This is a genomic window from Pseudooceanicola sp. DL12 (assembly GCF_056270665.1).
In genome coordinates this window covers 2,599,511-2,622,369 of record NZ_CM149884.1, presented here as the reverse complement: position 1 = coordinate 2,622,369, position 22,859 = coordinate 2,599,511, and the positions used below count along the sequence as shown (strand labels likewise).

20 protein-coding genes are annotated in these 22,859 nt (G+C 61.3%); 8 read left to right on the top strand and 12 right to left on the bottom strand.

Going from position 1 to position 22,859, the window contains the following annotated elements:
• Nucleotides 1-21: 21 nt before the first annotated feature.
• A complete protein-coding gene (gene adh / locus AC0WR5_RS12240) occupies nucleotides 22-1,542 on the bottom strand; it encodes an aldehyde dehydrogenase (RefSeq protein ID WP_475863482.1) in 1,521 nt (506 codons plus the stop codon).
• Nucleotides 1,543-1,674: 132 nt separating this feature from the next.
• Entirely contained in the window at nucleotides 1,675-2,436 is a 762-nt protein-coding gene (locus tag AC0WR5_RS12235; protein ID WP_475868994.1) for a GAF domain-containing protein, read from the bottom strand.
• Nucleotides 2,437-2,837: 401 nt separating this feature from the next.
• On the opposite strand from AC0WR5_RS12235, the gene AC0WR5_RS12230 reads away from it, so the two are divergent.
• Nucleotides 2,838-4,718 carry a PhoX family protein gene (locus AC0WR5_RS12230; protein WP_475863480.1) on the top strand — a complete coding sequence of 627 codons (1,881 nt, stop codon included), beginning with the start codon at nucleotides 2,838-2,840 and terminating at the stop codon, nucleotides 4,716-4,718.
• A 71-nt stretch (nucleotides 4,719-4,789) separates the two neighbouring features.
• Here the strand turns inward: AC0WR5_RS12230 and AC0WR5_RS12225 are convergent, their stop codons facing one another.
• The gene (locus AC0WR5_RS12225) at nucleotides 4,790-5,692 is read right to left on the bottom strand and encodes a LysR family transcriptional regulator (RefSeq protein WP_475868992.1); all 903 of its coding nucleotides are present in this window, start codon (nucleotides 5,690-5,692) and stop codon (nucleotides 4,790-4,792) included.
• A gap of 292 nt (nucleotides 5,693-5,984) precedes the next feature.
• On the opposite strand from AC0WR5_RS12225, the gene AC0WR5_RS12220 reads away from it, so the two are divergent.
• The 5 genes from AC0WR5_RS12220 to AC0WR5_RS12200 all read left to right on the top strand — a co-directional run bounded on the left by AC0WR5_RS12220 (nucleotide 5,985) and on the right by AC0WR5_RS12200 (nucleotide 11,059).
• Complete coding sequence (locus AC0WR5_RS12220; protein ID WP_475863478.1) at nucleotides 5,985-6,980, top strand: ABC transporter substrate-binding protein; 996 nt, start codon at nucleotides 5,985-5,987, stop codon at nucleotides 6,978-6,980.
• A 5-nt stretch (nucleotides 6,981-6,985) separates the two neighbouring features.
• Nucleotides 6,986-7,765 (top strand): ABC transporter ATP-binding protein, encoded by a 780-nt coding sequence (locus AC0WR5_RS12215; protein ID WP_475863477.1) that lies wholly within the window; start codon nucleotides 6,986-6,988, stop codon nucleotides 7,763-7,765.
• A 1-nt stretch (nucleotide 7,766) separates the two neighbouring features.
• Nucleotides 7,767-8,621: an ABC transporter permease gene (locus tag AC0WR5_RS12210; protein ID WP_475863476.1), complete on the top strand. Its 855-nt coding sequence runs from the start codon at nucleotides 7,767-7,769 to the stop codon at nucleotides 8,619-8,621.
• A complete protein-coding gene (locus AC0WR5_RS12205; RefSeq protein ID WP_475863475.1) occupies nucleotides 8,621-9,988 on the top strand; it encodes an amidohydrolase family protein in 1,368 nt (455 codons plus the stop codon). The genes AC0WR5_RS12210 and AC0WR5_RS12205 overlap by 1 nt, the downstream gene beginning before the upstream one ends.
• A 72-nt stretch (nucleotides 9,989-10,060) precedes the next feature.
• A complete protein-coding gene (locus AC0WR5_RS12200; protein WP_475863473.1) occupies nucleotides 10,061-11,059 on the top strand; it encodes an isopenicillin N synthase family dioxygenase in 999 nt (332 codons plus the stop codon).
• A gap of 51 nt (nucleotides 11,060-11,110) precedes the next feature.
• Here the strand turns inward: AC0WR5_RS12200 and AC0WR5_RS12195 are convergent, their stop codons facing one another.
• From AC0WR5_RS12195 to AC0WR5_RS12160, 8 genes are read right to left on the bottom strand one after another with little or no spacing between them, the layout of a single operon-like run.
• A complete protein-coding gene (locus tag AC0WR5_RS12195; protein ID WP_475863471.1) occupies nucleotides 11,111-11,911 on the bottom strand; it encodes a creatininase family protein in 801 nt (266 codons plus the stop codon).
• A gap of 28 nt (nucleotides 11,912-11,939) precedes the next feature.
• A complete protein-coding gene (locus AC0WR5_RS12190; protein ID WP_475863469.1) occupies nucleotides 11,940-12,581 on the bottom strand; it encodes an NAD(P)H-dependent oxidoreductase in 642 nt (213 codons plus the stop codon).
• The gene (locus AC0WR5_RS12185) at nucleotides 12,581-13,162 is read right to left on the bottom strand and encodes an NAD(P)H-dependent oxidoreductase (RefSeq protein ID WP_475863468.1); all 582 of its coding nucleotides are present in this window, start codon (nucleotides 13,160-13,162) and stop codon (nucleotides 12,581-12,583) included. The genes AC0WR5_RS12190 and AC0WR5_RS12185 overlap by 1 nt, the downstream gene beginning before the upstream one ends.
• Entirely contained in the window at nucleotides 13,159-14,568 is a 1,410-nt protein-coding gene (locus AC0WR5_RS12180) for an FAD-binding oxidoreductase (RefSeq protein ID WP_475863467.1), read from the bottom strand. Before AC0WR5_RS12180 ends, AC0WR5_RS12185 begins: the two co-directional genes overlap by 4 nt.
• A 4-nt stretch (nucleotides 14,569-14,572) precedes the next feature.
• Nucleotides 14,573-15,835, bottom strand: a complete 1,263-nt coding sequence (locus AC0WR5_RS12175) for a cytosine deaminase (protein ID WP_475863466.1) — start codon at nucleotides 15,833-15,835, stop codon at nucleotides 14,573-14,575.
• Entirely contained in the window at nucleotides 15,835-16,713 is an 879-nt protein-coding gene (locus tag AC0WR5_RS12170) for an ABC transporter permease (RefSeq protein ID WP_475863464.1), read from the bottom strand. Before AC0WR5_RS12170 ends, AC0WR5_RS12175 begins: the two co-directional genes overlap by 1 nt.
• Nucleotides 16,710-17,513 carry an ABC transporter ATP-binding protein gene (locus AC0WR5_RS12165; protein WP_475863463.1) on the bottom strand — a complete coding sequence of 268 codons (804 nt, stop codon included), beginning with the start codon at nucleotides 17,511-17,513 and terminating at the stop codon, nucleotides 16,710-16,712. The genes AC0WR5_RS12170 and AC0WR5_RS12165 overlap by 4 nt, the downstream gene beginning before the upstream one ends.
• 8 nt (nucleotides 17,514-17,521) lie before the next feature.
• Complete coding sequence (locus AC0WR5_RS12160; protein WP_475863462.1) at nucleotides 17,522-18,523, bottom strand: ABC transporter substrate-binding protein; 1,002 nt, start codon at nucleotides 18,521-18,523, stop codon at nucleotides 17,522-17,524.
• 362 nt (nucleotides 18,524-18,885) lie between these two features.
• Here AC0WR5_RS12160 and AC0WR5_RS12155 point away from each other — a divergent pair, with 362 nt between their 5' ends.
• Nucleotides 18,886-20,742 (top strand): bifunctional metallophosphatase/5'-nucleotidase, encoded by a 1,857-nt coding sequence (locus AC0WR5_RS12155; RefSeq protein WP_475863461.1) that lies wholly within the window; start codon nucleotides 18,886-18,888, stop codon nucleotides 20,740-20,742.
• Between the two features lie 50 nt (nucleotides 20,743-20,792).
• Here the strand turns inward: AC0WR5_RS12155 and AC0WR5_RS12150 are convergent, their stop codons facing one another.
• Nucleotides 20,793-21,677 carry a LysR family transcriptional regulator gene (locus tag AC0WR5_RS12150; RefSeq protein ID WP_475863459.1) on the bottom strand — a complete coding sequence of 295 codons (885 nt, stop codon included), beginning with the start codon at nucleotides 21,675-21,677 and terminating at the stop codon, nucleotides 20,793-20,795.
• A gap of 129 nt (nucleotides 21,678-21,806) precedes the next feature.
• On the opposite strand from AC0WR5_RS12150, the gene AC0WR5_RS12145 reads away from it, so the two are divergent.
• Complete coding sequence (locus AC0WR5_RS12145) at nucleotides 21,807-22,856, top strand: SDR family oxidoreductase (protein WP_475863457.1); 1,050 nt, start codon at nucleotides 21,807-21,809, stop codon at nucleotides 22,854-22,856.
• The last annotated feature ends 3 nt before the right edge of the window (nucleotides 22,857-22,859 follow it).

The window sequence follows — 22,859 nt, the reverse complement described above, 5'->3', positions numbered from 1 at the left end:
TTCGGTTCTTCCGGGGGAGGATCAGAAGAACCCAAGCTTGTTCGGGTTGTAGCTGACCAGCATGTTCTTGGTCTGCTGGTAGTGGTCGAGCATCATCTTGTGGGTCTCGCGACCGATGCCGGACTGCTTGTACCCCCCGAACGCGGCATGCGCGGGATAGGCGTGGTAGTTGTTCACCCAGACACGGCCCGCCTCGATCTCGCGCCCGAAGCGATAGGCACGGGTGCCGTCGCGGGTCCAGACACCGGCGCCGAGGCCGTACATCGTGTCATTTGCGATGGCGAGCGCCTCTTCCTCGTCCTTGAAGGTGGTGACGGAGACCACCGGGCCGAAGATTTCTTCCTGGAAGACGCGCATCTTGTTGTGGCCTTTCAGGATGGTGGGCTGAATGTAGTAGCCGCCCTCCAATTCGCCGTTGAAACGCTCGGCATCGCCGCCTACCAGAACCTCTGCGCCTTCCTCGACGCCGATAGTCAGGTAGGACATTATCTTGTCCTGCTGTTCCTTGCTGGCCTGTGCGCCAACCATGGTTTCGAGATCACGGGGATCGCCACGCTTGATGGCCTTTACCCGAGCGATGCAGCGCTCGATGAATTCCTCGTAGATGTCTTCCTGGATCAGCGCGCGCGACGGACAGGTGCAAACTTCGCCCTGGTTGAAGGCGAAGAGCACGAAGCCTTCGACTGCCTTGTCTAGGAAGGCGTCATCTTGGGCCATCACGTCGGAGAAGAAGATGTTCGGTGACTTGCCGCCCAGCTCCAGCGTGACAGGAATGAGGTTCTCGGTCGCGGCCTGCATGATCAGGCGGCCGGTCTCCGTCGAACCGGTAAACGCGATCTTTGCAATGCGAGGCGAGCGAGCCAGCGGGGCTCCGACTTCGGCGCCGAAACCGTTAACGATGTTCAGCACGCCATCGGGAAGCAGATCCGCGATGGTTTCGATCAGCACCATGATGGCGGCGGGGGTCTGTTCGGCCGGTTTCAGCACGATGCAGTTGCCCGCTGCCAACGCAGGGGCCAGCTTCCAGGCGGCCATGAGGATGGAGAAGTTCCAGGGAATGATCTGTCCGACGACGCCAAGCGGCTCGTGGAAGTGATAGGCGACGGTGTCATGATCAATCTCGGACATCGTGCCTTCCTGGCTGCGCAGGACGCCGGCGAAATAGCGGAAGTGGTCGACGGACAGGGGGATGTCTGCGGCCATCGTCTCGCGTATGGGTTTGCCGTTGTCCCACGTTTCCGCTGTCGCGATCAGCTCGAGGTTCTCCTCTATACGGTCGGCAATCTGGAGCAGGATGTTGGAGCGTTCGGCGGCCGAGGTCTTGCCCCAGGCCTCCCGGGCTGCATGTGCGGCGTCGAGCGCAAGCTCGATGTCGGCAGCGGACGATCGAGCGATTTCACATACCTTCGCGCCGGTGATCGGCGTAATGTTGTCGAAGTAGCGTCCGTCGACAGGGGCTACAAAGCGGCCGCCGATGAAGTTGTCGTAGCGCGCCTTGAAGGGCGAGCTGTAGCCGCTGTCGACCTGGGTCATTTCGTTCATTTATGTTCCTCCGGTTTCCCGGGTCCTCCACCCGGGTCCTGAGAAGTGTGGCTGAACGTTCGCGGTGCGTCATCCCGCGGGAAAACCTTGACTGGTCAAACTGTCTCAGTGCTGAGACAGGTCCTGGCAGTTTTAGCCGATGCCGAGACGTTTCATGCGACGATAGAGCGTGGCGCGGGCGATCCCGAGCGTGCGGGCGGCCTCGGAGACATTGCCGCCGGCGCGTGTAAGGGCGCGGTTGACAGCAGCGCGCTCGGCCTTTTCGAAGCCGGTCGGCCCGTCCTCGCGCCCGAAGAGATCCGAGGCGGGGATTGAGCTGATCGGACCGGAGGCATTCAGACGAAAAACCTTGCGGGCTCCGCGCGTGGCACCTCGGACGATGTCGTCCTGGTCGACGGCCAGCAGCATGGCGGCCTCGCTGTCATCGAAATCCGCGACAATGATGCGGGCTGTGGGGAAGGCGGCGCGGAAGGTGTCCGCCTCGATTTGGCGCGCGGTCTGAGCAACCATCGCCGCAATCAACTGGTTGAAGGCGGCCGTCTGATCCGAGCGCGCAGAGGAGACATCGAGGGCGCCGAGCAATTCACCTTCGGCGCCGAATATCGGGGCATCCATGCAGCTCATTCGCGTGTTTCGTGCGTGGAAATGTTCGTCACGGTGAATGGTCACACGGCGCGCCTCGGCAATGCAGGTACCGATCCCGTTCGTGCCCTCGGAGGCTTCGGACCAGTCCGACCCTGGCGCCAGGCCCCAGGCATCGAAAGTCGCGGAGTCGCCGCCTGAGCTGCGTTGATCCAGCACCACGCCCCGGGAATCTGTCAGCAGGACGCCGCAGCCGGAGCTGCCGACGAGCTGGAAAAGGGCATCGAGCTTGGGCCCGGCCACCCGCATCATCAGAGCGGCCATCTGGCGGCGTTCTGCCAGTTCTGTGGACGAAATGCGGTACACCGCGTCCTTTTTGCCAGGATTGAGACCGTGGTGTTCCAGGGATCTGCGCCATGAGGCCGCCAAACGGGAATGGGCCGCCGATCCGGAATGGCTGGTGATCTCGATCACGCGATCGACGTGCTGCGACATTGAACTCATGTCAACTCCTCCCCGGGACAGTCTAGTCGACGGATTTCCGTCAGGGAAGGCAGCTGTTCGTCGTATGGTGTAGGTGGCCACGCTGGCGCCGCTGTCACGGATCTGTCGTGATATCGTCATCGGTGTGTTGGAGAAAGGTGAGATTTGCGCAGGGCAAGTGACCGGGTCTGTGCCCGGCGCGATCCAGCACTCTGCCAGAGGGGAATACAATGGATATCAAGAAGACCGTCGGTCTGTCCTGGGATGAATTCGATGAACTGCGCTCGCCGCGACCGGCCGAGAGTGATTTCGACCGGGTCGTCGAGCGCGCGGTGTCGCGTCGTGGCTTCCTTGGCGGTGCGCTGGCCTTCGGATCCGGCGCAGCTGTCTTTGGCAGCGGTCTGATCTCGTCGGTCTCGCAGGTCCGGGCCCAGACGAGCGGCTTTGCCTTTGCACCGGTTCCCGCAGGCACTGGCTTTGAGTTGACCGTGCCCGTGGGTTACCAGTGGAAGCCCCTGCTGCGCTATGGCGATGCACTCTGGTCCGAGGCCGATGGGGTCTATTCCCCTGAGACTGGTGTGCCTGTGGCCATGTCCGACAAGGTCTTTGGCGAAAACACCGATGGCATGGAAACATTTGTCATCGACGGTCGCACGGTCCTGACGATCAACTCGGAATACGCAAACCCTGAAATCAACCTGCCGGCCTCCTCCGAGGGCGTTCCCGCCAACGCGGGCGAGGTGCAGATGATGAAGAACATCCAGGGCGTCACGGTCCTGGAGATCGCCGACCGGGGCGACGGGTTCGAGGTCGTGGTTGACAGCCCGTTTAACCGTCGCATCACCCATGACACTCAAATGGCCATGGATGGCCCAGCCGCAGGATCGGCCCTGCTACAGACCAAAGCCGACCCCGAGGGCATGAGCCCGAAGGGCACGATGAACAACTGCGGTTCGGGCAAGACGCTCTGGGGCACCTACCTGACGTGCGAGGAAAACTTCAACGGCTACTTCGGCACCACCGGCGCCATGCCGGACGGGGAAGGCTACAAGCGATATGGCATCGGCGAGGAAGGCCGCTATGCCTACGAGAAATACGACGCCCGCTATGATCTGAGTCAGGAACCGAACGAGCCGCACCGCCACGGCTGGGTGACCGAGATCAACCCTGCAGACCCGGAGAGCACCCCGGTCAAGCACACCGCGTTGGGACGTTTCAAGCACGAGAACGCCGAGATGGTTCAGGCCGCAGATGGTCGAATCGTCGTCTATATGGGCGACGACGAGCGCGGGGAATTCATTTACAAGTATGTCTCCAACGGCACCTGGGCACCCGGTGAGCCGACCCATGGCCTGCTGTCGGATGGCACGCTCTACGTGGCGAAATTCAACGATGACATGTCCGGGGAGTGGCTGGCGCTGACACCGGAAACGACGGGCATGGAGATGGAAGAGATGCTGGTCTTTGCCCGCATGGCGGGCTCCAAGGTGGGGGCCACCACCATGGACCGCCCGGAATGGATCGCCGCCAACCCGCTCCGCTGCGAGGCCTATTGCGCGCTGACCAACAACAAGAACCGCGGTCTGAAGACCAACGCTGGCGGTGACGAGACCCCGGTGGGTGGTCCTAACCCGCGCGAGGCCAACAAATACGGCCAGATACTGCGCTGGCGCCCGGCGGGCGAAGACCACGGCGAGCCGACCTTCACCTGGGATCTATATGTGATGGCCGGCAACCCGGAAGTGTCCGAAGGTCTTTATCGCGGCTCCGAAAATGTAACGCCCGGCAACATGTTCAACTCGCCGGATGGCATGGCCTTTTCCTCCGATGGCATGCTGTGGATCCAGACCGATGGCGACGACAGCAACGAAGGCGAGTTCGCCGGCATGGGCAACAACCAGATGCTGGTCGGAAACCCCGAAACCGGCGAGATCGCGCGGTTCCTGACCGCGCCCCACGGTGCCGAGGTGACCGGCCTGACCTGGAGCCCGGACGGCAAGGTGGCCTTTGTAGGCATCCAGCACCCGGGCGGTTCATGGCCCGACGGTAACGGCATGCCGCGGTCGTCGGTCATTGCCGTGTGGCGGGAAGACGGTGCCAGGATCGGTTAGGACCGTCGCATCGCCTAAAGATCTGGGAAGGGACGCGGTGACGCGTCCCTTTCTTCTTGGGTCGACTGGCTTCAGCGACCGTGATTGCGCACGATTTTTTCAATTTCAGTCAGCACGGCACCGGTGGCACTTCCCAGGCGATTGCCGCGGCAGATGGCTAGGCTGAGTGTCTCTGTCAGGCGCCTTGTTGCGAGGGGGCGGAAGGAAAGACGACCGCTCTCGACGTCCCGCGAGACGTCGAGCCAGGGCAGAAAGGTGATGCCCTGGCCCTGTTGGACGAAGCTCTTGATCGCGGTAATTGAATTTGTGCTGAGGGCGACAGTGGGGTTGACCCTGACACTGAGGATCTCTGCGATCAGGCGGGTGTGCATCGAGAGCGCGGAACTTGGTAGACAGAGTGGCCAGGACAGAGCGTCCTGCATGTCGATGGGGCCTTCCCCCTCAAGGCCAATCGAGGGGGCGAAGCAAACCCCGAGATGGAATTCCATGCTCTCGACGACCACGAGCTGTGACAGCCGCGGCATGTTGTAGGCAACGATCACGTCGAGGTCGGAGGATTCCGTCTTTTCCATTAGTGCGGCCGTCGAGCCTACCAGCACCTCGAGTTCAACCGTGCCAAAGGCCTCTCTCAGGGCTGTCTCAAGGGGACCGAGCACGGGGGTGATCAGTCCTTCCATGATGCCCAATCGGATCCGAAGTCCCTGGGCGCGCTCCGGACGGCGCAGCGACTGGCTGAACTCGGCATCGAGGGTCATCCAGTTCAGGGCCTGCTTGCGCAGCTGCTTGCCCTCCTTTGTGAGCGAAACACCGGTGGAGGTCCGCACGAGCAGGGGGACGCCGTAGCTGCGCTCCAGGATTTGCATTTGTCTGCTCAATGCCGGGGCAGATATGTTCAGGCGGTTCGCGGCATCCCGGATGGAATCCGATTGCGAAACCACCAGGAACGAACGCAGTTCTCTCGAAAAAGCAGACATTTGTGGCGCGTCCTTACCGTTCTGATTGTCTCGCATTCCATATTTCTGAACGCGATGTGTATTTCTTTCTACTTTTTCTAACTTGAATTTATCTCGTAGCAATCTCCAGGGGCGGGCAGGAGCCGCCGGGAAGACGTGACGAGCGGCATCAGGGTATCGCTGCAGCCATCGCCGAAGGGCGGCCTTGCCGCTGTTACGCGACCGGTCGCACCGCACCGAACGGCCTGCCACCCGAACAAAGCGCTAGAGCACATGGCGCCAGCAGATACATCCAACGGGAAAGGCCGTAACAATGCAAAAGACCAAGACTTCAGTTCTGCTTTCCGCCGCTGCAATCGCGCTGGCCGGAACCGGTGCCGCCTCGGCGCAGGACATCGTGACCTACCAGCTCGACTGGCTGCCCGGCGGCGACAAGGCACCTATCTATGTCTGCATCCACGAAGGGTTCTGCGCTGACGCCGGCCTCGAGATCAGGATCGAGCCCGGCCGCGGATCCTCCGAGGCGATCACCAAGATCGCGACGGGGGCTTCGGATGTCGGCAGCGCGGGGATGGGTGCTCTCATGGCGGCCGTCGCCACCGAAAACGTGCCCGTGACCGCGGTGATGTCGATCTTCAACACGGGCCCGCACGCCTTCTACACCACCAAGGACAGCGGCATCGAAACCCTTGCCGACGTGAAGGGCCACAAGATCGCGACTTCGCCCTTTACCTCTTCGAATGTCTACCTGCCTCTGGTCCTGGCCGACAATGGCCTGTCGGAGGACGACATCGAGCTGACGAAATCCGATCCCGGTGCTCTCGGTCCGCTGCTGATGACGGGACAGACCGATGCCATCATCGCCTGGCTGACGGACGTATCGCGCTATGGCAATCAGGCCAAGGATGCGGGCAAGGAGCTGGTGATCCTGCCGTGGTCGGACGCGGGGCTTGAGCTTTATTCCGCGGCTCTGGTGGCAAGCGACGAGTTCCTCGAGGAACGCCCTGACGTGGCACGCCGTTTCGTGGCCGCGTTCAAGCAATCCCTGGAATTTGCACAGGAGCATCCGGAAGAAGCAGGTGCCGCCGTGTCGGCCATGGTACCAGAACTTGGCGCCGAGGATGTGACGGCGAGCTGGAAGGATGCCTCTGTCCTGGCCTTCAACGATATCACCGCAGAGATGGGCCTTGGCACGCTGGATGCCGACCGCCTTGCCGCAACCTGGGCTCGGGTCGCCGAGGCGCAGGGACTCGATCCTGAAGCGATCAATCCCGAGGATGTCGTCGACCGTTCCTTCCTGAAGGAGTGACATTCATGGCCCTCGTGCGCGACGCGATTACCTTTGAGGCCCTTCGGCAAACCTTTGCGACGGACGGCGGGCCACTCACCGCGCTCGAGGGCGTGAACCTGTCCATCGATCAGCACGAATTCGTGGCGGTACTGGGGCCTTCCGGCTGTGGCAAGTCGACCCTGCTGCGCCTGACAGCCGGCTTGATGAAACCCTCGGCCGGGGAGGTTCGGGTATTTGGCCTGCCGGTTGCCGAACCGCGTGATGATATCGGGATCGTGTTCCAGAATGCGACCCTGCTCCCTTGGGCGAACGTGCTCGATAACGTGGTCTTTCCGGCCCGCCACATGCGCGGCCGGGTGACCCCCGATGACCGGACCCATGCTCTGCAAATCATCGAGACGGTTGGCCTGAGCGGGTTCGAAGCCCGCCTGCCTGGCGAATTGTCGGGTGGCATGCAGCAGCGCGTGGGCATCGCCCGCGCGTTGTTCCTGAACCCCGACATCCTGTTGATGGACGAACCTTTCTCGGCGCTCGATGCCCTCACAAGGGATGCTATGGGGTATGAACTGTTGCGGCTCTGGCAGGCTAGTCCGAAAACCGTGTTGTTCATTACCCATTCCATTCCCGAGGCCGTCCTGCTGGCTGATCGCGTGATCGTCATGAGCGCACGGCCGGGCAGGGTGATCGCGGACATGCCTGTTCCGATGGGGCGGCCACGCGACGAGGCCTCGCTCCGCACGCCTGAAATGCAGGACTATGCTGCGCATCTGCGCGAGTTGCTCATTCACAAGGAGGTGGCGTGACATGACTGCCGAAGCGGATGCTCCCAACATGAGACAGGACAGCAGTGCGCCGCCCGCGGACGTGCCCGGCGACCGTCTGCCGTTCAAGGAACGCCTTATCCGAATGCCGACGGTCCTGCCGCTGCTGACGTTTGCTCTGGTTCTGCTGATCTGGGAGGGGGCGGCACGGTTCCTTGATATCCCGTCCTATATCTTGCCGGCCCCGACGCGGATCCTCGGCGGGTTCGATGCTGTCGATCCTTCGCGCTGGATGGAGCATGTCTGGGCCACGCTGCGGGTTGCGCTGATGGGATATGCCGTGGCGATCCTGGTCTCGCTGCCCATTGCCATAGGGCTGGCAAAGTCGCGCGTGCTGTCGCGCGCGCTCTATCCCCTGCTGGTGGTGATCCAGTCAGTACCGGTGGTGGCGGTGGCGCCCATCATCATCGTTGTCCTGGGCACCGATGATGCGCCTCGCGTCGTGATCACCTTCATGATCTCGTTTTTTCCGCTGATCGTGTCGATGACCACGGGGCTGATGGCCACGCCGTCGGAACTGATCGAACTGTCGCGATCACTGCGCGCACCGGTTTCGCGCGAGATTACCCAGATCCGTCTGCCCTATGCCACGCCGCACATCTTCTCAGGCCTCAAGATCTCGATCACCCTCGCTGTCATCGGTGCGGTGGTGTCGGAGTTCGTCGCGGCGGAGAAGGGGATAGGCTATTTTATCCAGTTCTCCACCTCGATGTTCAAGCTGCCGCAGGCCTGGGCCGGATTGCTGCTGCTGGTGATCATGTCGCTGGTCCTGTTCCAGGCTGTCAGCCTCGTGCAAAAAATCTTCTTTCCCTGGTCGTTGCCGAAGGAGCGCAAGTAATGCTCATCACGAATATCGAACATGGCTGGACAGGCGACGCCCAAGGCACCCGCCTGAGCGGCTCCATCCGGATCGAGGGAGGGCGGATTGCGGAAATTGGCCGGTTGTCCCCGCGCAAGGGAGAAGAGGTGATCAATGCGGCCGGTTGCGTGGTAGCACCGGGGCTGGTGAACACCCATCACCATCTGTTCCAGTCTGTGATGAAGGGCGTTCCTGCGGGTATGAACGTGGCTCTGGATGCCTGGCTCGAGACCGTGCCCTATCGTCTATGGCCACTGCTAGATGAACATGCGTTGCGGGTTTCAGCGCGGATCGGCTTTGCCGAGCTTGCACTGAGCGGGGCAACCACTGTCTGCGATCATCATTACGTCTTCTCCGAACGTTACGATTACGACCCGGCAGATGTGCTTTTCGAGGAGGCGGCGCGCTTCGGTCTCCGTTTCGTTCTGGCCCGTGGCGGGATGACCCGCGGACGGGCTTTCGAGGATCCGGCAACGCCTCCCTCGCCAACGGAAACTGTTGCGGCTTTCCTCGATGGCGTGGCGACGGCTGCGGCGCGTTGGCATGACCCTTCGGACCACGCGATGACCCGTGTCGCCTGTGCGCCGACAACGCCGAACTTCAACTTTGCCCCAGAGGCGCTGCCCGAGATAGCCCAAGAGGCCCGCCGGCAGGGCCTGCGCCTGCATGCCCACCTGTCCGAGAATACGGCCTATGCGCGCCACACCATGGCGGCCTTTGGCAAGCGGCCGGTGCCATGGCTTGCCGATCATGGCTGGCTGGGAGAGGACGTGTGGTTCGCGCATCTGGTGGATCTATCCGAGGATGAAATCGCGATGCTGGCAGAGAGCGGGAGCGCCATGTCGCACTGCCCACAGGCGAACGCGCGTCTGGGCTCCGGGATCGCACCGGCGGATGCGCTGCATCGGATGGGCGGAACCGTGTCGATTGCCGTCGATGGCGCGGCAGCGAACGAGGCGGCCGACATGGGCGCGGCGCTTTACTCTGCCTTCTGTTTGCACCGTGCAACGAAAGGTGTCGATGCCGTGGATGCGGGGACGCTGTTGCACTGGGGCACGATGGGAGGTGCTCGAACTTTGGGCATCCCGGGCGTCGGAGAGATCCGCCCGGGAATGGCAGCCGACATTACTCTTTTTGATCTGTCCGCGCCGCGCAACATGGGCTTGCACGATCCGGCACTGGCCCCGATGATCACTGGGGCGGCCGCTGTTCGACATAGCTTCGTCGCCGGTCGTCCCGTGGTGCGGGATGGCAGGATCGCCTGGCTTGATCTCGGCGACCTGGGTCAAGAGGCCAGAGAAGTCACCACGAGGCTTCGGCGCGAAACCGCGCTGGAGCTTGCCTGAATACCCACCGGAGTAGAAGCTGTCAGCGCCATGGGCGTCGGTCATTGCTCTTCTTTCATCAAGGAGAAAATCATGAGCACTGCAAAATCCTATGAACTGGCCGAGCTGGAAAAGGAAAGCCGGGTCGGCGGCTATGGCGAGGAGATCGACCGGGAAATCCCGCAGATCGACATGTCTGATTACTATAATCGTAAGGAAGAAATTACCGAGGCGCTCTGGGAGGCGGCCACCGGGATCGGGTTCTTCCAGCTCTACAATCACGGGATCCCGGAGACCTTGATCGCAGAGGCTTTCGAGATCACGGCACGGTTCTTTGACCTGCCCTCCGAGACGAAAGCGCAGTATCCGCTGAAGCCGGGGACCAACTCCGGCTGGGAGTACAAGGCCCAGGTTCGACCCTCGACCGGCACTCCGGACAACAAGGAGAGCTACCAGATCACGCTGCCGCGGATGAAGCAGCTCTGGCCGACGGGAGCGGAATTGGCCGGGTTCAAGGCGACCATGCTGGCCTTCGAGCGTCACAACTGGGCGTTGTCGATGAAGGTTCTGGATTGCTTCGCGACGAAACTGGACCTGCCGGCTGATTTTTTTACGGATCGGCACGACCCGGAGACGCCGGAATATCAGTCCACCCTGCGCCTGATCCATTACCTCGGGATGGAGAATGCCAAGCCCGAGGATTTCAAGTTCTGGCGGGCCGGGGCGCATACGGATTACGACTGCCTGACACTGCTGCACCAGAAGGAAGGGCAGGGCGGGCTTCAGGTCTGCCCAGGAAAGGACAGCCAAGGTCGTGCCGTGCAATGGACGGATGTGCCGCCCCTCGGCGGGGTGATCACTTGCAACATCGGCGACATGCTGATGCGCTGGTCCGACGACAAGCTGCTGTCGAACCTGCACCGGGTGCGGATGCCGAAGAACGGCGAGTCGCTGGGGCCGCGCTACTCCATGGCCTATTTCGCACAGGCTAATACGGATGCGATGCTTGAAGGCCCCGAAGGCAAGTACGAGCCGATGACGGCGGGTGACTATATCCAGATGCGCCTTGGGGCAAATTTTGGCAAGAAATGAATGCATTGCGGAGGTGGCCCGGAGGTGCCGGGCCGCCTACCGTGTCTGACGTCAGGCGATTAAGTCCTTGGGATAGGTCGGTTTGAACCCGTCCAGAGGAAGGTCGCGCACTTTGTACAGCATCTCCACAAACCCCTTGATCTGGAATTCGCAGGTGGCGCGGCCCTTCTCTGCTGTTGCCAGATGCGCCTCGCCGACGGTGCCCGCGGGGTTCAGGTCGGATGACACCCAGCCATAGGAAAGCGGACCGGTCGGGGAGATCGGAGCACTTTCTGCTGTGGAGCGAAAGTCTTCGGCCTTTTCCATGTGGACGGTCTCGGGCCGGAACGCGAGCATCAGGGAGGTCTCGACGTCGCCGCCATGGATGCCGTAGGAGCGTTCCTGTTCCGAATACATTCCCTCCGGATGGCTGAAATTACCCCATTGGCATTTCACCGCGAGCATGCCGGCCCTGACCCGCAGCTCTCGTGACAGGATCGAAACGAGGTCGAGGTTGCCGCCATGGCTGTTGGCGATCACGATTTTCCGGATACCTGCACGGGCGACCGACAATCCGATATCGGTCCAGACCCGCAGGGCATTTTCGGCGCTCAGGGTCAGGGTGCCCGGTGCATGGATATGCTCGTTCGACTTTCCGACTGCCTGAACCGGCAGGATCAGGATGTCGAGATCATCGGGGCAGGTGGCACGAAGTTGCGCGATCATCCCTTCGGCGATCATCATGTCGGTGCCGGTTGGCAGGTGAGGGCCGTGCTGTTCGATGGCCGCTGTGGGCAGGATGGCAATGGTCTTCTCCGGATCCATTCCGGAGAATTCGGTGGTGGCATACTGGGCCCAGTCGAGGCGTCTCATGATATTTCCTTGGGGGTGGTTTGTCGCATCAGGCGTGAAGTTCGCGGGCGATGGGGCGGGGCCTGGGCGCCCGAGAGGCGATCAGCTTGTCCATCTTGCCGGCCACGCGCTCGAGGTGCTTGGCACGGCTCTCGGGCGTGGATGAATCCATCAGGTAGTGGGCCGCGAAGAACTTGCGGGCAAAGGGCGCGAGGTTCCAGCCGAGGCCGCGCATGAGGGTCCGCTTGCCGGGGGCTCCGACCATGAAAGTCAACAGGCGGCTGGCCCCGCAGGTCGTGAAGACTCCCAGCTTGGTGATATGGGTCAGGCCGGGCCGGATTGTGTCCCCCTCGGATCTGGGCATCATGAATCCCACGTCGGGAACCAGGACTCGCTCCAGCCAGCCTTTCAGCATGGTCGGCGGGCCATACCACCATGTCGGATAGACGAAGATCAGCGTGTCCGCCCAGAGAAGGTCGTTGGTTTCCTCCTCGATGCCTTTTCGGTTGATCCGGACATCCTCGTAGTTGCGGTGTTCTTCTGCCCCCATGACCGGGTTGAAGCCGCGGGCATAGAGATCGTGGAGCCTGAGCTCTGCGCCGGCATCTCTGAGTTTTGCGAGAACCAGGTCGCGCACGGCCGAGGTGAAACTGTCGGAACGGGGATGGGAGTAGACAACCAAGGCACGCATCACAGCTTCTCCACTTCGCGCTTGACCCGCTCAAGATGCGCCGACCGTTGCGCATCCGTGACGCGGTTCAGATCATAGAGCGGAACATACCGCATCTTGTCCGGTCGGCAGACATGCCAGACAGCACGGGTCACTGTCTTGCGTGGCGGGTCGCCGGCCATGAAGGCGCGCATGCGCGTGCCGCCGTAGGTCGTGAAGGCCGCGAGCGTCCGGATGTGGGTCAGGTTTGGGCGCACCTTTCCATCCACGAGCTTGAAGCTGACGCCGGGCAGGAAGACACGATCGAGGAACCCTTTCAGGATCGCGGGATAGCCGAAGTTCCAAACCGGGAAGACCATGATCAGGGCATCCGCTGCCCGCAGCCTGTCGACATAGGATTGCACAGGGCCGAGATTTTCGGGCTCGTCATGATAACCTCTCCGCTCCGTTTCTGTCAGGACCGGCTGAAAGTCTTCGGCGTTGAGGTCGCAATCATCCACCTCCCACCCCTTGGCCGTCAGCCCTTCGACAACGACATTGTGCACGGCTGCGTTGAAGCTCTCGGGGCAGGGGTGTGCAAAGAGGACCAGGGCGCGGGTCATTCCGCATCCTCTTTTGGCAAGATGCCGGCATAGGCGTATATTCCCTTGTAGTCGAATTCCGGATCGTCCCAGGCAATCATCTTGCCTGGGTTCAGCAGCCCCTTCGGATCCGCTTCACGCTTGAAATCCAGCTGGCGGGCATCGGTCGACTGTCGACCGCCTTCCTCGAGTGTGTAGCGATGCGGATTGAAGATCATGCAGCCCATCTCCTCGTGCAGGCGCACAATTTCCTCGAGCCGCTCGTCACTGGAATATTTCACGATGGGCAGGCCAGCGAACATTACCTTGCCGTTCTCGCGCATCACCTCAAGGTGCTGCAGGACCTCGGTGCCGAATTCCTTGCGTACTTTCTCGACCAGTTCGAAGTGGTCGGGATACTTGTAGCGTACCTGGAGGTAGGTGATCTCCTTGTCGAATTTCAGGGCCCGCAGTGTGGTGTGGTTCCAGCCGAACTCGTAAACCGGGCCTGCTCCCCGCGGCCAGTCGTGATCATCCGAGCGATAAATCATCTTCATGCCGGCATACCGGGCGGAAAAGACGGCAAAGGCGTCCATGGCCTGCGGGGCGATCATCAACCCTACGACGGTGTCATCTTCGTCCACATGGGCATTCACGCGCTGGAAGTAGGACTTTGCAATCGGTGCCTCGTAAACCGAGGCCAGCTTGATCAGGATGCCGTCCTCGTTGGCGAGATCGGCAGCGAAATGCATTGCCTCGGTGAAGTCCTTGCCGGCCATGAATACGCCAACCCAGTCAAAGGCGGGGGCAGTGGGCAGCTCTATTTCGGTAATGATGCCGTTTGTGCCATAGGCATGGGAGACACGGGGCAGTTCGTCGCCACGGAATTCCAGGATCCGTGGTTCGGCCTCCATGGTGACAACCCGAAGGCGGATGATGTTACCAAGATCGCGCAGGGCGCCCCAACGCACGGATCCCACCCCGCCGGACCCGCCTGCGACAAAGCCCCCGACGGTTGCCATCGCGTAGGTCGAGGGGATCATGCGCAATTCCTGCCCCGAGTCTGCCCGCAGGGTTTCATCCAGGTCCTTCATGATGCAGCCGGGCTGGGCCACGACCCCTCCCGGATAGATCTTGGTTACCTTGTTGAAATTCTTCATGTGCATGACACAGCCACCAGCCAGTGGCATGGCCTGGCCATAGTTGCCGGTGCCGGCTCCGCGCACGGTGACGGGAACGTCGTGTTCATAGCAGATCTTCAGCACTTCGATGACCTCTTCCTCGGAGGCCGGATTGACCACGAAATCTGCGCAGAGGTGGTCCAGACGCTCCTTCAGGATCGGTGAGTACCAGTAGAAATCCCGGCTCTTGGAGCGGATCGTGGCCTCGCTCTCATCCATTTCGATATGCGAGAGGGCGGCTTTGGCGGCGGCAAAGTTGGGTTTCATCTGATCAGCTCATCAAGTGGTCGAGTTCGGAATAATCGGGCAGGGTTCGGTCGATCGCCACGCCGTTGCGCAGCACGATGCGGTCATGTTGCGGGCGGGCGAAGAGCTCTGTCCAGCTGCGGGCATTGCAGATCACGAGGTCTGCGGGGGCACCGGGGGCCAGAGACGGCATGTTGAAGCCGCAGGCCCGGGCGGGGTTGGTGAGGAAGGCCCGGGACCAGTCGGTTGCCGCATGGTCCAAATGGGCGATACGGGTTGCCTCTCGCATGACCTCGAGCATGTCGAGGTCGCCGTAGGCATAGAAGGGATCACGGGTGTTGTCGGAGGCAAAGCTGACGTTGATGCCGCGCTCCCGCATCTCGTGAACCAGGGTCACGCCCCGTCGGCGTGGGGTCCGGGTGGCGTGCCGGTCCTGAAGGAAGAGGTTGCACATCGGCAGGCTGACCACGTTGATTCCTGCCTTCGCGACAAGATCAAGGGTGCGCAGGGCCTCGTTTTCGTCCTGCGCCGAAAGCGAGCAGCAATGGCCCACGGTAAGCGGTGCTTCGAAGCCGGTTTCCAGGACCGTTTCGGCGATGCTTTTCAGGGTGTCGACTGTCGGATCCATCGTTTCGTCGACGTGCATGTCGGTATGCAGGGCGTGCCTCTCCGCGATTCGGAAGAAGGTCCGCAAGCGCTCCTTGAGATCCGGCATCGGGTAGGTGACTGTCCCGAGCACGCCCTTGCTGTCGGCCACGATCTCTGCGGTCTTCGCAAAAAAGGTGTCCTCGCCCACGTTGTCGATTGAAACGAGACAGGAGGCCTGAAGTTCCATCCGGCCGGCCCATTCCGCGCGCAGCTCTCGGAAGACGGGGAAGCTGATGGCATCCTGAGGCGCGAGGCTGTCGAGGTGCGTGCGGATCGCGCGGGTGCCGTGAGCATGGGCGCAGCGGATGGCAAACTCCATCCGGGCACGTACATCCTCGGCCGACCAGTTCGCGGTCCGGTCTGCCGCAACGGTTGCAAGGGCGCCATCGAACGTGCCGTCCGGATTCGGTGCGCGGCCCCAGATATGCCCCTTGTCCAGATGCGTATGCATGTCGATGAAGGCAGGAAAGACAATCGCCCCCTTCATGTCGACCACTTCTCCGGGAGGGCCATCTGAAATGACGTCTCCGTCGATGGTAAGGTCGATCGTGGCCATGTCTCCTTGCTGGCCAAGGAGGCAGGCCGGTGTGTGCAGGTTCGTTAGGGTAACGCGGCCGCTGGGCAGAACGCGAAAATTCATCAGACCTCTCGTTTCAGGGCACTCTCATGCCACTTGTGCAGAAGCATGTTGCTGAGGAAGGACAGGCTCGCGAAGATCACGACGCCAGCGCAGGCAATCAGGATCAGTGCAGCGAACATGCGCGGGATATTCAGCCGGTATCCGGCTTCGAGGATGGTAAAGGCAAGGCCCGAGCCGACTCCGCCGGTCCCGGCGACGTATTCGGCAACAACTGCACCGATAAGGGCCAGACCGCCGGCAATGCGCAGACCGCCGAGGAAATACGGCAGTGCCGAGGGTAACTGCAGGTAGCGAAGCCGTTGCCATCGTGTGGCGCCGTAGATCTTGAACAGGTCACGCAGGTTGTGGTCAGCGGAGTTCAGACCCAGCGTGGTGTTCGAAAGGATCGGAAAAAAGGCCACAATCCAGGCACAGATCAGCAGGCCTACCATCTTGTTGTCGACATAGATGAAGATCAGCGGTGCGACCGACACAATCGGCGTGACCTGCAGGATGACGGCATAGGGGTAGAAGCTCATCTCGATGAACTTGCTCTGGGTGAACAGCACGGCGAGCCCGACACCGCCGATGACGGCGATCAGGAGTGCCATCACGGCGGTTTGCATCGTCACCAAGAGTGCACTGAACAGGATCGGCCAATCCTGATAGAGCGTTTGCGCGACAAGGCCCGGACGGGGCAGGATGTAATGCGGAATCTCGTTGACCACACAGATGCGGTCCCAGGCATAGATCGAGAGCATGATGACGATGATCGGCAGCAGCCAGCGACCGATCCGTTCGTTGCGGTTGCGACGTGCGCGTGCCGCTTCCTCGTCATCCATGATGAGGTTCTGGGCAGTTACCTGGGCTGTGTCGGGATCGGTCTCACTCAGGCTCATTGATGTTCTCCCATGGCGGCATGGAGTGCGTCCGTGGCCTCGCTGCAGTGGCGGGCATATTCCGGGGTTGCGCGAAAGTCGTCGGTGCGGGGGTAAGGAGCGTCGACGTTCAACTCCCGGATCACGCGGCCGGGGCGTGCCGCCATGACCACGATTCTGTTCGAAAGAAATACGCTCTCGAAGACGGAATGCGTGACGAAGACGATGGTCGCGCCGGTCTTGGCGCGTAGTTGCAGCAGGTCATCGTTCAGCTTGTGGCGGGTGATCTCGTCGAGCGCGGCAAAGGGCTCGTCCATCAGGATCAGGCGGGGGTTGGTTACCAGGGAGCGTGCGATGGAGACCCGCATCCGCATGCCACCAGACAATTCGCGCGGATAGGATTCCATGAACTTGTCGAGGCCGACAAGTGAGAGCGCTTCGCGGATTTCGCTGCGCATGCTGCGATAGCTTTTGCCGCGCAGGCGCAGTGGCAACCAGACGTTCTGTGCCACGGTGGCCCATGGCATCAGAGTGGGTTCTTGAAACACTACGCCGAGGTCGCCGGGGTTTTGGCCTCCATGCCAGCTGATACGGCCCGAGGTAGCATGGCTGAGACCCGCGATCAGGCGCAGCGCAGTGGATTTACCGCAGCCGGAGGGCCCCAGCAGAGACACGAAATCGCCACGGTTGATGTCGAGAGACATTCCCGAGAGCGCCAGCAGCTTGCCGTTGAAGACCTTGGTGACGTCTTGCAGCGAAAGCACGACGTCGGGGGACGGTCGCACGGCGGGCATCTGGGCCGCCGTGCTCTCTTGGGTCATGTTCACGATTATTCGCCCAGCAGCTTTTCCTTGACCGGCAGGGCAACACCGGTGTTCGAGAACTCGGTGGTATAGACCTTGGAGAGATCGAGGCCGGCCTCGATCACCCCGGAAGCGACCATCTTTTCGTAGAAGCTCTGGATGGTTTCGTCCGTCATCGCGCCGATGCCCAGTTCGAGCGCGTCGCCGCTGTCCACGATGCCGTAGTCACGCATCATCTTGATGGAATAGGCGATCTGTTCGTCGCTCATCTCAGGGTTGGCTTCCTGGATCATGGCATTGGCGGCCGAGGGATCGCCGTAGAGATAATTTGCCCATCCGATGGAGGAGCCTTCGACGAAGCACTTCACGATTTCGGGACGTTCCTCGACGGTCTTGGCCATGGTCTCGACCAAGGTCGCATAGGTGTTAAAACCGGCGTCGGAGATCAGGTAGAGATCCGGGGTGAAGCCGCCCTCGCGTTCAACTGCGAAAGGCTCGGAGGTAATGTAGCCCTGCTGGCCCGAGTCCTCGTCCGCGATGAAGGGGGCGGGGTTGAAGGTGTAGGGCACACGCTGTTCCGGCTTGAAGCCGTATTCGGTGATCATCCACTGATAATAGGACTGATAGCCGTTGTCGCCGATGAAGAGCTTGGGGATGTTGACCAGATCGGCAAAGCTGTCTGCCTTGCCGGGGTGAGTCATGATCACCTGCGGTTCCTTCTGAAAGTGCGCCCCCACGATCATCACCGGAATGTCCTGGATGATGGCGTTGAAGGGCTGCAGCAGGTTGCCCGCCATGTGGAAATCTATCTTTCCGGCCAGAAGCAGGGCGCGGTTGTTCACCTGGGGGCCGCCGGGCACGATGGTCACGTCGAGGCCGCAGGCCTCGTAGGTGCCATCGGCGACGGCCTGATAGTAGCCGCCATGCTCTGCCTGGGGCAGCCAGTTGGTACCAAAGCTGACTTCTTCGAGAGCAAGGGCCGGCGTACCGGCGAGTGCGAGAGTTGCGGCGAACGCAGCACGTTTCATTGTGAGTGTATCCCTGATTGCAAGCAGACGTGCTCACGAGATTATGAGGAGCTGGTGATGGTGCTATGGTGCCATTGGGGAAAAGCTTCGGGTTTCCCGGGAAAAACTCGCAATGTTCTCTTTTGTGCCATTTTGTTGGTCGGTCCGGCTCTCTTTTAAGCCATGGATGAACACCCGCATGCCGGGTGTTCTGACGGAGCCTTGGCCCCGAGCGGTGCAACCGGCAGTGTGCGACGCAAGGACGAATGCGAGAAGTTGAAGGAAATGACGGAGATGCGGTGGAAATATTTGCGGGCGAATCAGGCGGGGCGTCTTTCTGGGGCTAGGTCCCGCTCTGGTCCAGTGAATTGCGGTCCGCGGACATGATGAATGAAGGCCGTGATCTTAGCCACTTGCTCAGGGTTTCGCCGGATCATGCCGGACCGCGCCTACGCCGCATTTCCGTTAACCCGCTCGGTCAGGCCGAGGCGGCCTTCGCGATAACGGGTGACTTCCTGTCGGCACCGGTCGGTCCGCTATACGCCCTGAGTAGACAGGATATTCCCGGGTGCCTTCCCCCGGCTCGGCGGCTCCGTCTGTTTCACTTCAACGACATGCACAATCATCTCTTCGACTACGCGCATGACGGCACCGTGACCCACCGGCTTGCGGAAATGGTTCAGCGTGTCCGGGACGCGCGTGGGGAGGCCGAGGATCAGGATGCAGTGCTTTTCCTGTCTGCCGGGGATGATCATACGGGAACGGTGCTGGATGAACTCCTGGGGTGGGAATCGTCGGAATTTTTGATGGATCCAGGTTATTCCGCCTTGTCTGCTGCGGGCCTGGATGCCGCAACCCTAGGAAACCACGAGTTCGACCGCGGGACTGCTCAGCTGAAACTGGGCATGGCACAGGCGACCTTTCCCTTGCTCAGCGCGAACCTGCATTCCTCCGCGAATATCCGACCCGGTGAAGATTATCACGCGGCGGTTCTGCTTGAGGTCAAAGGGATGCGCGTCGGGATCGTCGGCCTGACGACCCGAGTCGAAACCCGCGTCGGACAGCCTGCTGACCCGGAGATGGCCGTCGGCAGTCCGGTGACCGCGCTTCGGAACATCCTGCCGGTCATGAACGCAATTTCGGATGTGATAGTGATCCTCTCCCATTGCGGTTTTGGTGATGGAAATCATGCCTCGGGCAAGGCGGCTGTTGCGCGCGACATTGGAGAGGCGGATTTTGCCCTGGCCGATGTTGCGGGAGAGGGTTCCATGCGCCCGACGGTGATCGTGGGCGCGCATACGCATACGCGGCTGAACGAAAACGGCAGGGAGGCTGCAAACCTCCGCTCGGGCGTCCTGATTACACAAGCAGAGGCAAATGGCCGCTTTCTGGGCGAAATATGTCTGGATCTGGAGAGGTCCGGGGAAATTTTCGCGTGCTTGCATCAAATTGGCAGCGCCGGTGCGCGGCATGACTCAAGATTTGCAGAGGAGACGATCAAGCCGATCCAGGCGCGGGTTGCGGACCTGATGGCGGAAACGCTGGGCGAGGTCAGGGGGACGGAGCTGACGTGGCACGAAACCCGGACACGTCGCTATACGGCAGAATGTGCCATGGCCAATTTCATGAACGATGCCCTGCTGGAGCAGATGGCGGGTTTGCCGGGCGGTGCGCCAGACCTGGCCTTCATGAACGGCGGCAGTGTGCTTAGCGGCGCCGGACCCGGACAGGTGACATTCGGAGATTTGTTCAATGTCATGCCGTATGCAGACGAGGTCTTCCTGCTCGAGGCGACGGGAACGGAGATAGGAGAAATACTGCAGTCAAATGCCAGCCGGATCCTGAGGCCCGAGGAACTTGCCAGGACTGATACCTCAGGCTTCGTGGCCCGCGGTTTCCTGCATGTCTCGGGCGGGCTTCGCTATGCGATCTCGCTCGGTGGCTCGGCAGCCGAGGCCAGGGCGGAGGATATCGAGCTCTTCGGGCGTCCCCTTTCGGAACAGCGGGAGCGGCGCTTCAGCGTCGCAATGACGACCTATCTAGCCCTCGGAAGCTTTGGCGAGAGATGGAATGGGGGCGCGCTCGTCGGTGGCATACCGGGCGAGATTCCGGGCTATGACCTTCGCCAATTGGCGCGCCGCAATACCGGACTGGTCTATCGCAACCTGCTGGCAGATCATATTCGCACGGTCAGGCAGATTGCCGGGGAACTGGACGGAAGGCTTTCCGTTCGGAAGTGAGGATGGGCGGTTTATACCGCACACCTCCTTTCCGTCGGCTTTCCCGGTGCTCAGTCGGTGAGGTTGTCACTCACATAGTCGAGGAAGGCCCGTACGCGCCGGGCCTCGAAGACCCGGGGCGGGGACACCGCATATAGGTTTGTCGATTCCGTTGTGAAGCCTTCCAAGGCAGTTTCGAGCCGACCTGCGGCGATATCCGCGGCCACGTCAAAGCTGGATTTCTGAACAACGCCGGCCCCGGCAATCGCCCAGTCACGCAATGTCTGGCCGTCATTGGCCTGTCGGTTTCCGGACACCCGCACCCGTGTCCGTTTTCCGTGTTCGGTGAAAATCCAGTAGGAATGTGTATCGCCGGGCGCTCCGAGGATCAGGCAATTGTGCGTGCCAAGCTGCTTGGGGTATTGCGGTTTGCCGTGCCGGCGCCAGTAGACGGGCGCGGCGCAAATGCACTTGTGCCCCCGAAGCAGCATGCGCGCCCTGAGGTCGCTGTCACGCAGTGGGCCGGTGCGTATGCCCACGTCGAAGCCGCTCTCGACAATGTCGATCACGCGGTCGCTGAGGTAGAGCTGCACCGAAAGACCGGGATGATCCACCATGAACCGGTCGATCAGCCCGACGATCTGGCTGCGGCCGACGTCGTTGCTCGAGGTCACGCGCAACTGGCCGCTCAGTGGCCCCCGTTTCGAAAAATCGGTCATGGTCTCCTCGAAATCGGCAAGCAGTCGACGGGAGCGGTCGAGGAAATCGCGCCCCTCAGCCGTGAAGGAAAGCTGACGGGTGGTCCGCGTGACCAGTTGCGTGCCCAGCTCGGCTTCGAGTTCCTTCAATCCCTGGGTTACGGTGGATGGAGCCATGCCCCAGTCTCTTGCCACGGCGGACAGGCTGCCGAGCTCGGACAGAGCGACGAGGAGCTGCATCTTGCGGATGGTATCCATTATTCGACCTTGTCGAAAAGTCCTTGTTGAAAAATTACTATTTCATTTCCAGTGCGAAGGCTAGCTGATGCGATAGGCACGCCGGAATTGGCGTGAGCGGGAAAGATAATAGTGGAAACAGGACCTTCCATGGCTGAGAAACATGCTCTTGTGGCCGGCGGGCTTGGCGTCATCGGGCGGAGCTTGGTCACGCATCTTGCGGACGAACTTGGCTGGGACGTCACGGCAGTGTCGCGACGCACCCCCGATTTCGAGACAGGCGCGAGATACATTCAGACCGATCTGTTGAATGCGGAGGAGACCCGGGCTGCCTTTGCGGAGGCGGGGCCGTTCACGCATGTCTTCTACGCGGCCTACCAGGAACACGAGGATCCCGCACGGCAGGTCAAGGCGAACCTGGCGATGCTGCAAAACTGTATTGCGGCCGCTGACGAGGTCTCACCCGGCCTGCAACGGGTTCTGCTCTATGAAGGGGCCAAGTACTATGGCGCGCACCTCGGTGCCTTTCGCACGCCAGCGCGGGAAGGCGACGCACGGGTCATGCCGCCGATGTTCTATTACGACCAGCAGGACTGGTTGGCCGGCCATGCCGAGAGCAAGAGCTGGGATCATGTGGTCATCCGGCCCGATGTGGTCTGCGGGTTTGCCATCGGCAACCCGATGAACCTCGCCATGGTGATCGGCGTCTATGCGGCCATCTGCAAGGAGCTTGGATTACCATTGCGCTTTCCGGGATCGGCCGTCTGCTATGAGAAGCTGGCACAGGTAACAGACAGTGCCCAGCTGGCACATGGATCCACCTGGGCGGCGTTGAACGCCGAGGCCGGGCAGGCCTACAACCTGACCAACGGGGACATCTTCCGCTGGAAGCACGTCTGGCACCGGATTGCAGATCACCTGGATATGGATCCGGCCGAGCCTTTGCCGATTTCCCTGAGAGGGGTGATGGCCGACAAGGCGCCAGTGTGGGAACGGATCAAGGGGAAGCACGGGCTGGTCGACGTGCCATTCGACAAGGTGGCCTCCTGGGGCTTTGGTGATTTCATCTTCAATTGCGACTGGGATGTGATCTCCTCGACCACGAAAATAAGGCAGGCGGGATTTGGGCGCTGCGTGGACAGCGAAGAGATGTTCCTGTCGCTGATCGACGAATTTCGGGAACGCCACGTCCTGCCCTGAATA

What these genes read in the sequence shown, in the direction of transcription:
- adh (WP_475863482.1), bottom strand. Translation starts at nt 1,542, where the DNA reads ATGAACGAAATGACCCAGGTCGACAGCGGCTACAGCTCGCCCTTCAAG.
- AC0WR5_RS12235 (WP_475868994.1), bottom strand. Translation starts at nt 2,436, where the DNA reads ATGATGCGGGTGGCCGGGCCCAAGCTCGATGCCCTTTTCCAGCTCGTC.
- AC0WR5_RS12230 (WP_475863480.1), top strand. Translation starts at nt 2,838, where the DNA reads ATGGATATCAAGAAGACCGTCGGTCTGTCCTGGGATGAATTCGATGAA.
- AC0WR5_RS12225 (WP_475868992.1), bottom strand. Translation starts at nt 5,692, where the DNA reads ATGTCTGCTTTTTCGAGAGAACTGCGTTCGTTCCTGGTGGTTTCGCAA.
- AC0WR5_RS12220 (WP_475863478.1), top strand. Translation starts at nt 5,985, where the DNA reads ATGCAAAAGACCAAGACTTCAGTTCTGCTTTCCGCCGCTGCAATCGCG.
- AC0WR5_RS12215 (WP_475863477.1), top strand. Translation starts at nt 6,986, where the DNA reads ATGGCCCTCGTGCGCGACGCGATTACCTTTGAGGCCCTTCGGCAAACC.
- AC0WR5_RS12210 (WP_475863476.1), top strand. Translation starts at nt 7,767, where the DNA reads ATGACTGCCGAAGCGGATGCTCCCAACATGAGACAGGACAGCAGTGCG.
- AC0WR5_RS12205 (WP_475863475.1), top strand. Translation starts at nt 8,621, where the DNA reads ATGCTCATCACGAATATCGAACATGGCTGGACAGGCGACGCCCAAGGC.
- AC0WR5_RS12200 (WP_475863473.1), top strand. Translation starts at nt 10,061, where the DNA reads ATGAGCACTGCAAAATCCTATGAACTGGCCGAGCTGGAAAAGGAAAGC.
- AC0WR5_RS12195 (WP_475863471.1), bottom strand. Translation starts at nt 11,911, where the DNA reads ATGAGACGCCTCGACTGGGCCCAGTATGCCACCACCGAATTCTCCGGA.
- AC0WR5_RS12190 (WP_475863469.1), bottom strand. Translation starts at nt 12,581, where the DNA reads ATGCGTGCCTTGGTTGTCTACTCCCATCCCCGTTCCGACAGTTTCACC.
- AC0WR5_RS12185 (WP_475863468.1), bottom strand. Translation starts at nt 13,162, where the DNA reads ATGACCCGCGCCCTGGTCCTCTTTGCACACCCCTGCCCCGAGAGCTTC.
- AC0WR5_RS12180 (WP_475863467.1), bottom strand. Translation starts at nt 14,568, where the DNA reads ATGAAACCCAACTTTGCCGCCGCCAAAGCCGCCCTCTCGCATATCGAA.
- AC0WR5_RS12175 (WP_475863466.1), bottom strand. Translation starts at nt 15,835, where the DNA reads ATGAATTTTCGCGTTCTGCCCAGCGGCCGCGTTACCCTAACGAACCTG.
- AC0WR5_RS12170 (WP_475863464.1), bottom strand. Translation starts at nt 16,713, where the DNA reads ATGAGCCTGAGTGAGACCGATCCCGACACAGCCCAGGTAACTGCCCAG.
- AC0WR5_RS12165 (WP_475863463.1), bottom strand. Translation starts at nt 17,513, where the DNA reads ATGACCCAAGAGAGCACGGCGGCCCAGATGCCCGCCGTGCGACCGTCC.
- AC0WR5_RS12160 (WP_475863462.1), bottom strand. Translation starts at nt 18,523, where the DNA reads ATGAAACGTGCTGCGTTCGCCGCAACTCTCGCACTCGCCGGTACGCCG.
- AC0WR5_RS12155 (WP_475863461.1), top strand. Translation starts at nt 18,886, where the DNA reads ATGATGAATGAAGGCCGTGATCTTAGCCACTTGCTCAGGGTTTCGCCG.
- AC0WR5_RS12150 (WP_475863459.1), bottom strand. Translation starts at nt 21,677, where the DNA reads ATGGATACCATCCGCAAGATGCAGCTCCTCGTCGCTCTGTCCGAGCTC.
- AC0WR5_RS12145 (WP_475863457.1), top strand. Translation starts at nt 21,807, where the DNA reads ATGGCTGAGAAACATGCTCTTGTGGCCGGCGGGCTTGGCGTCATCGGG.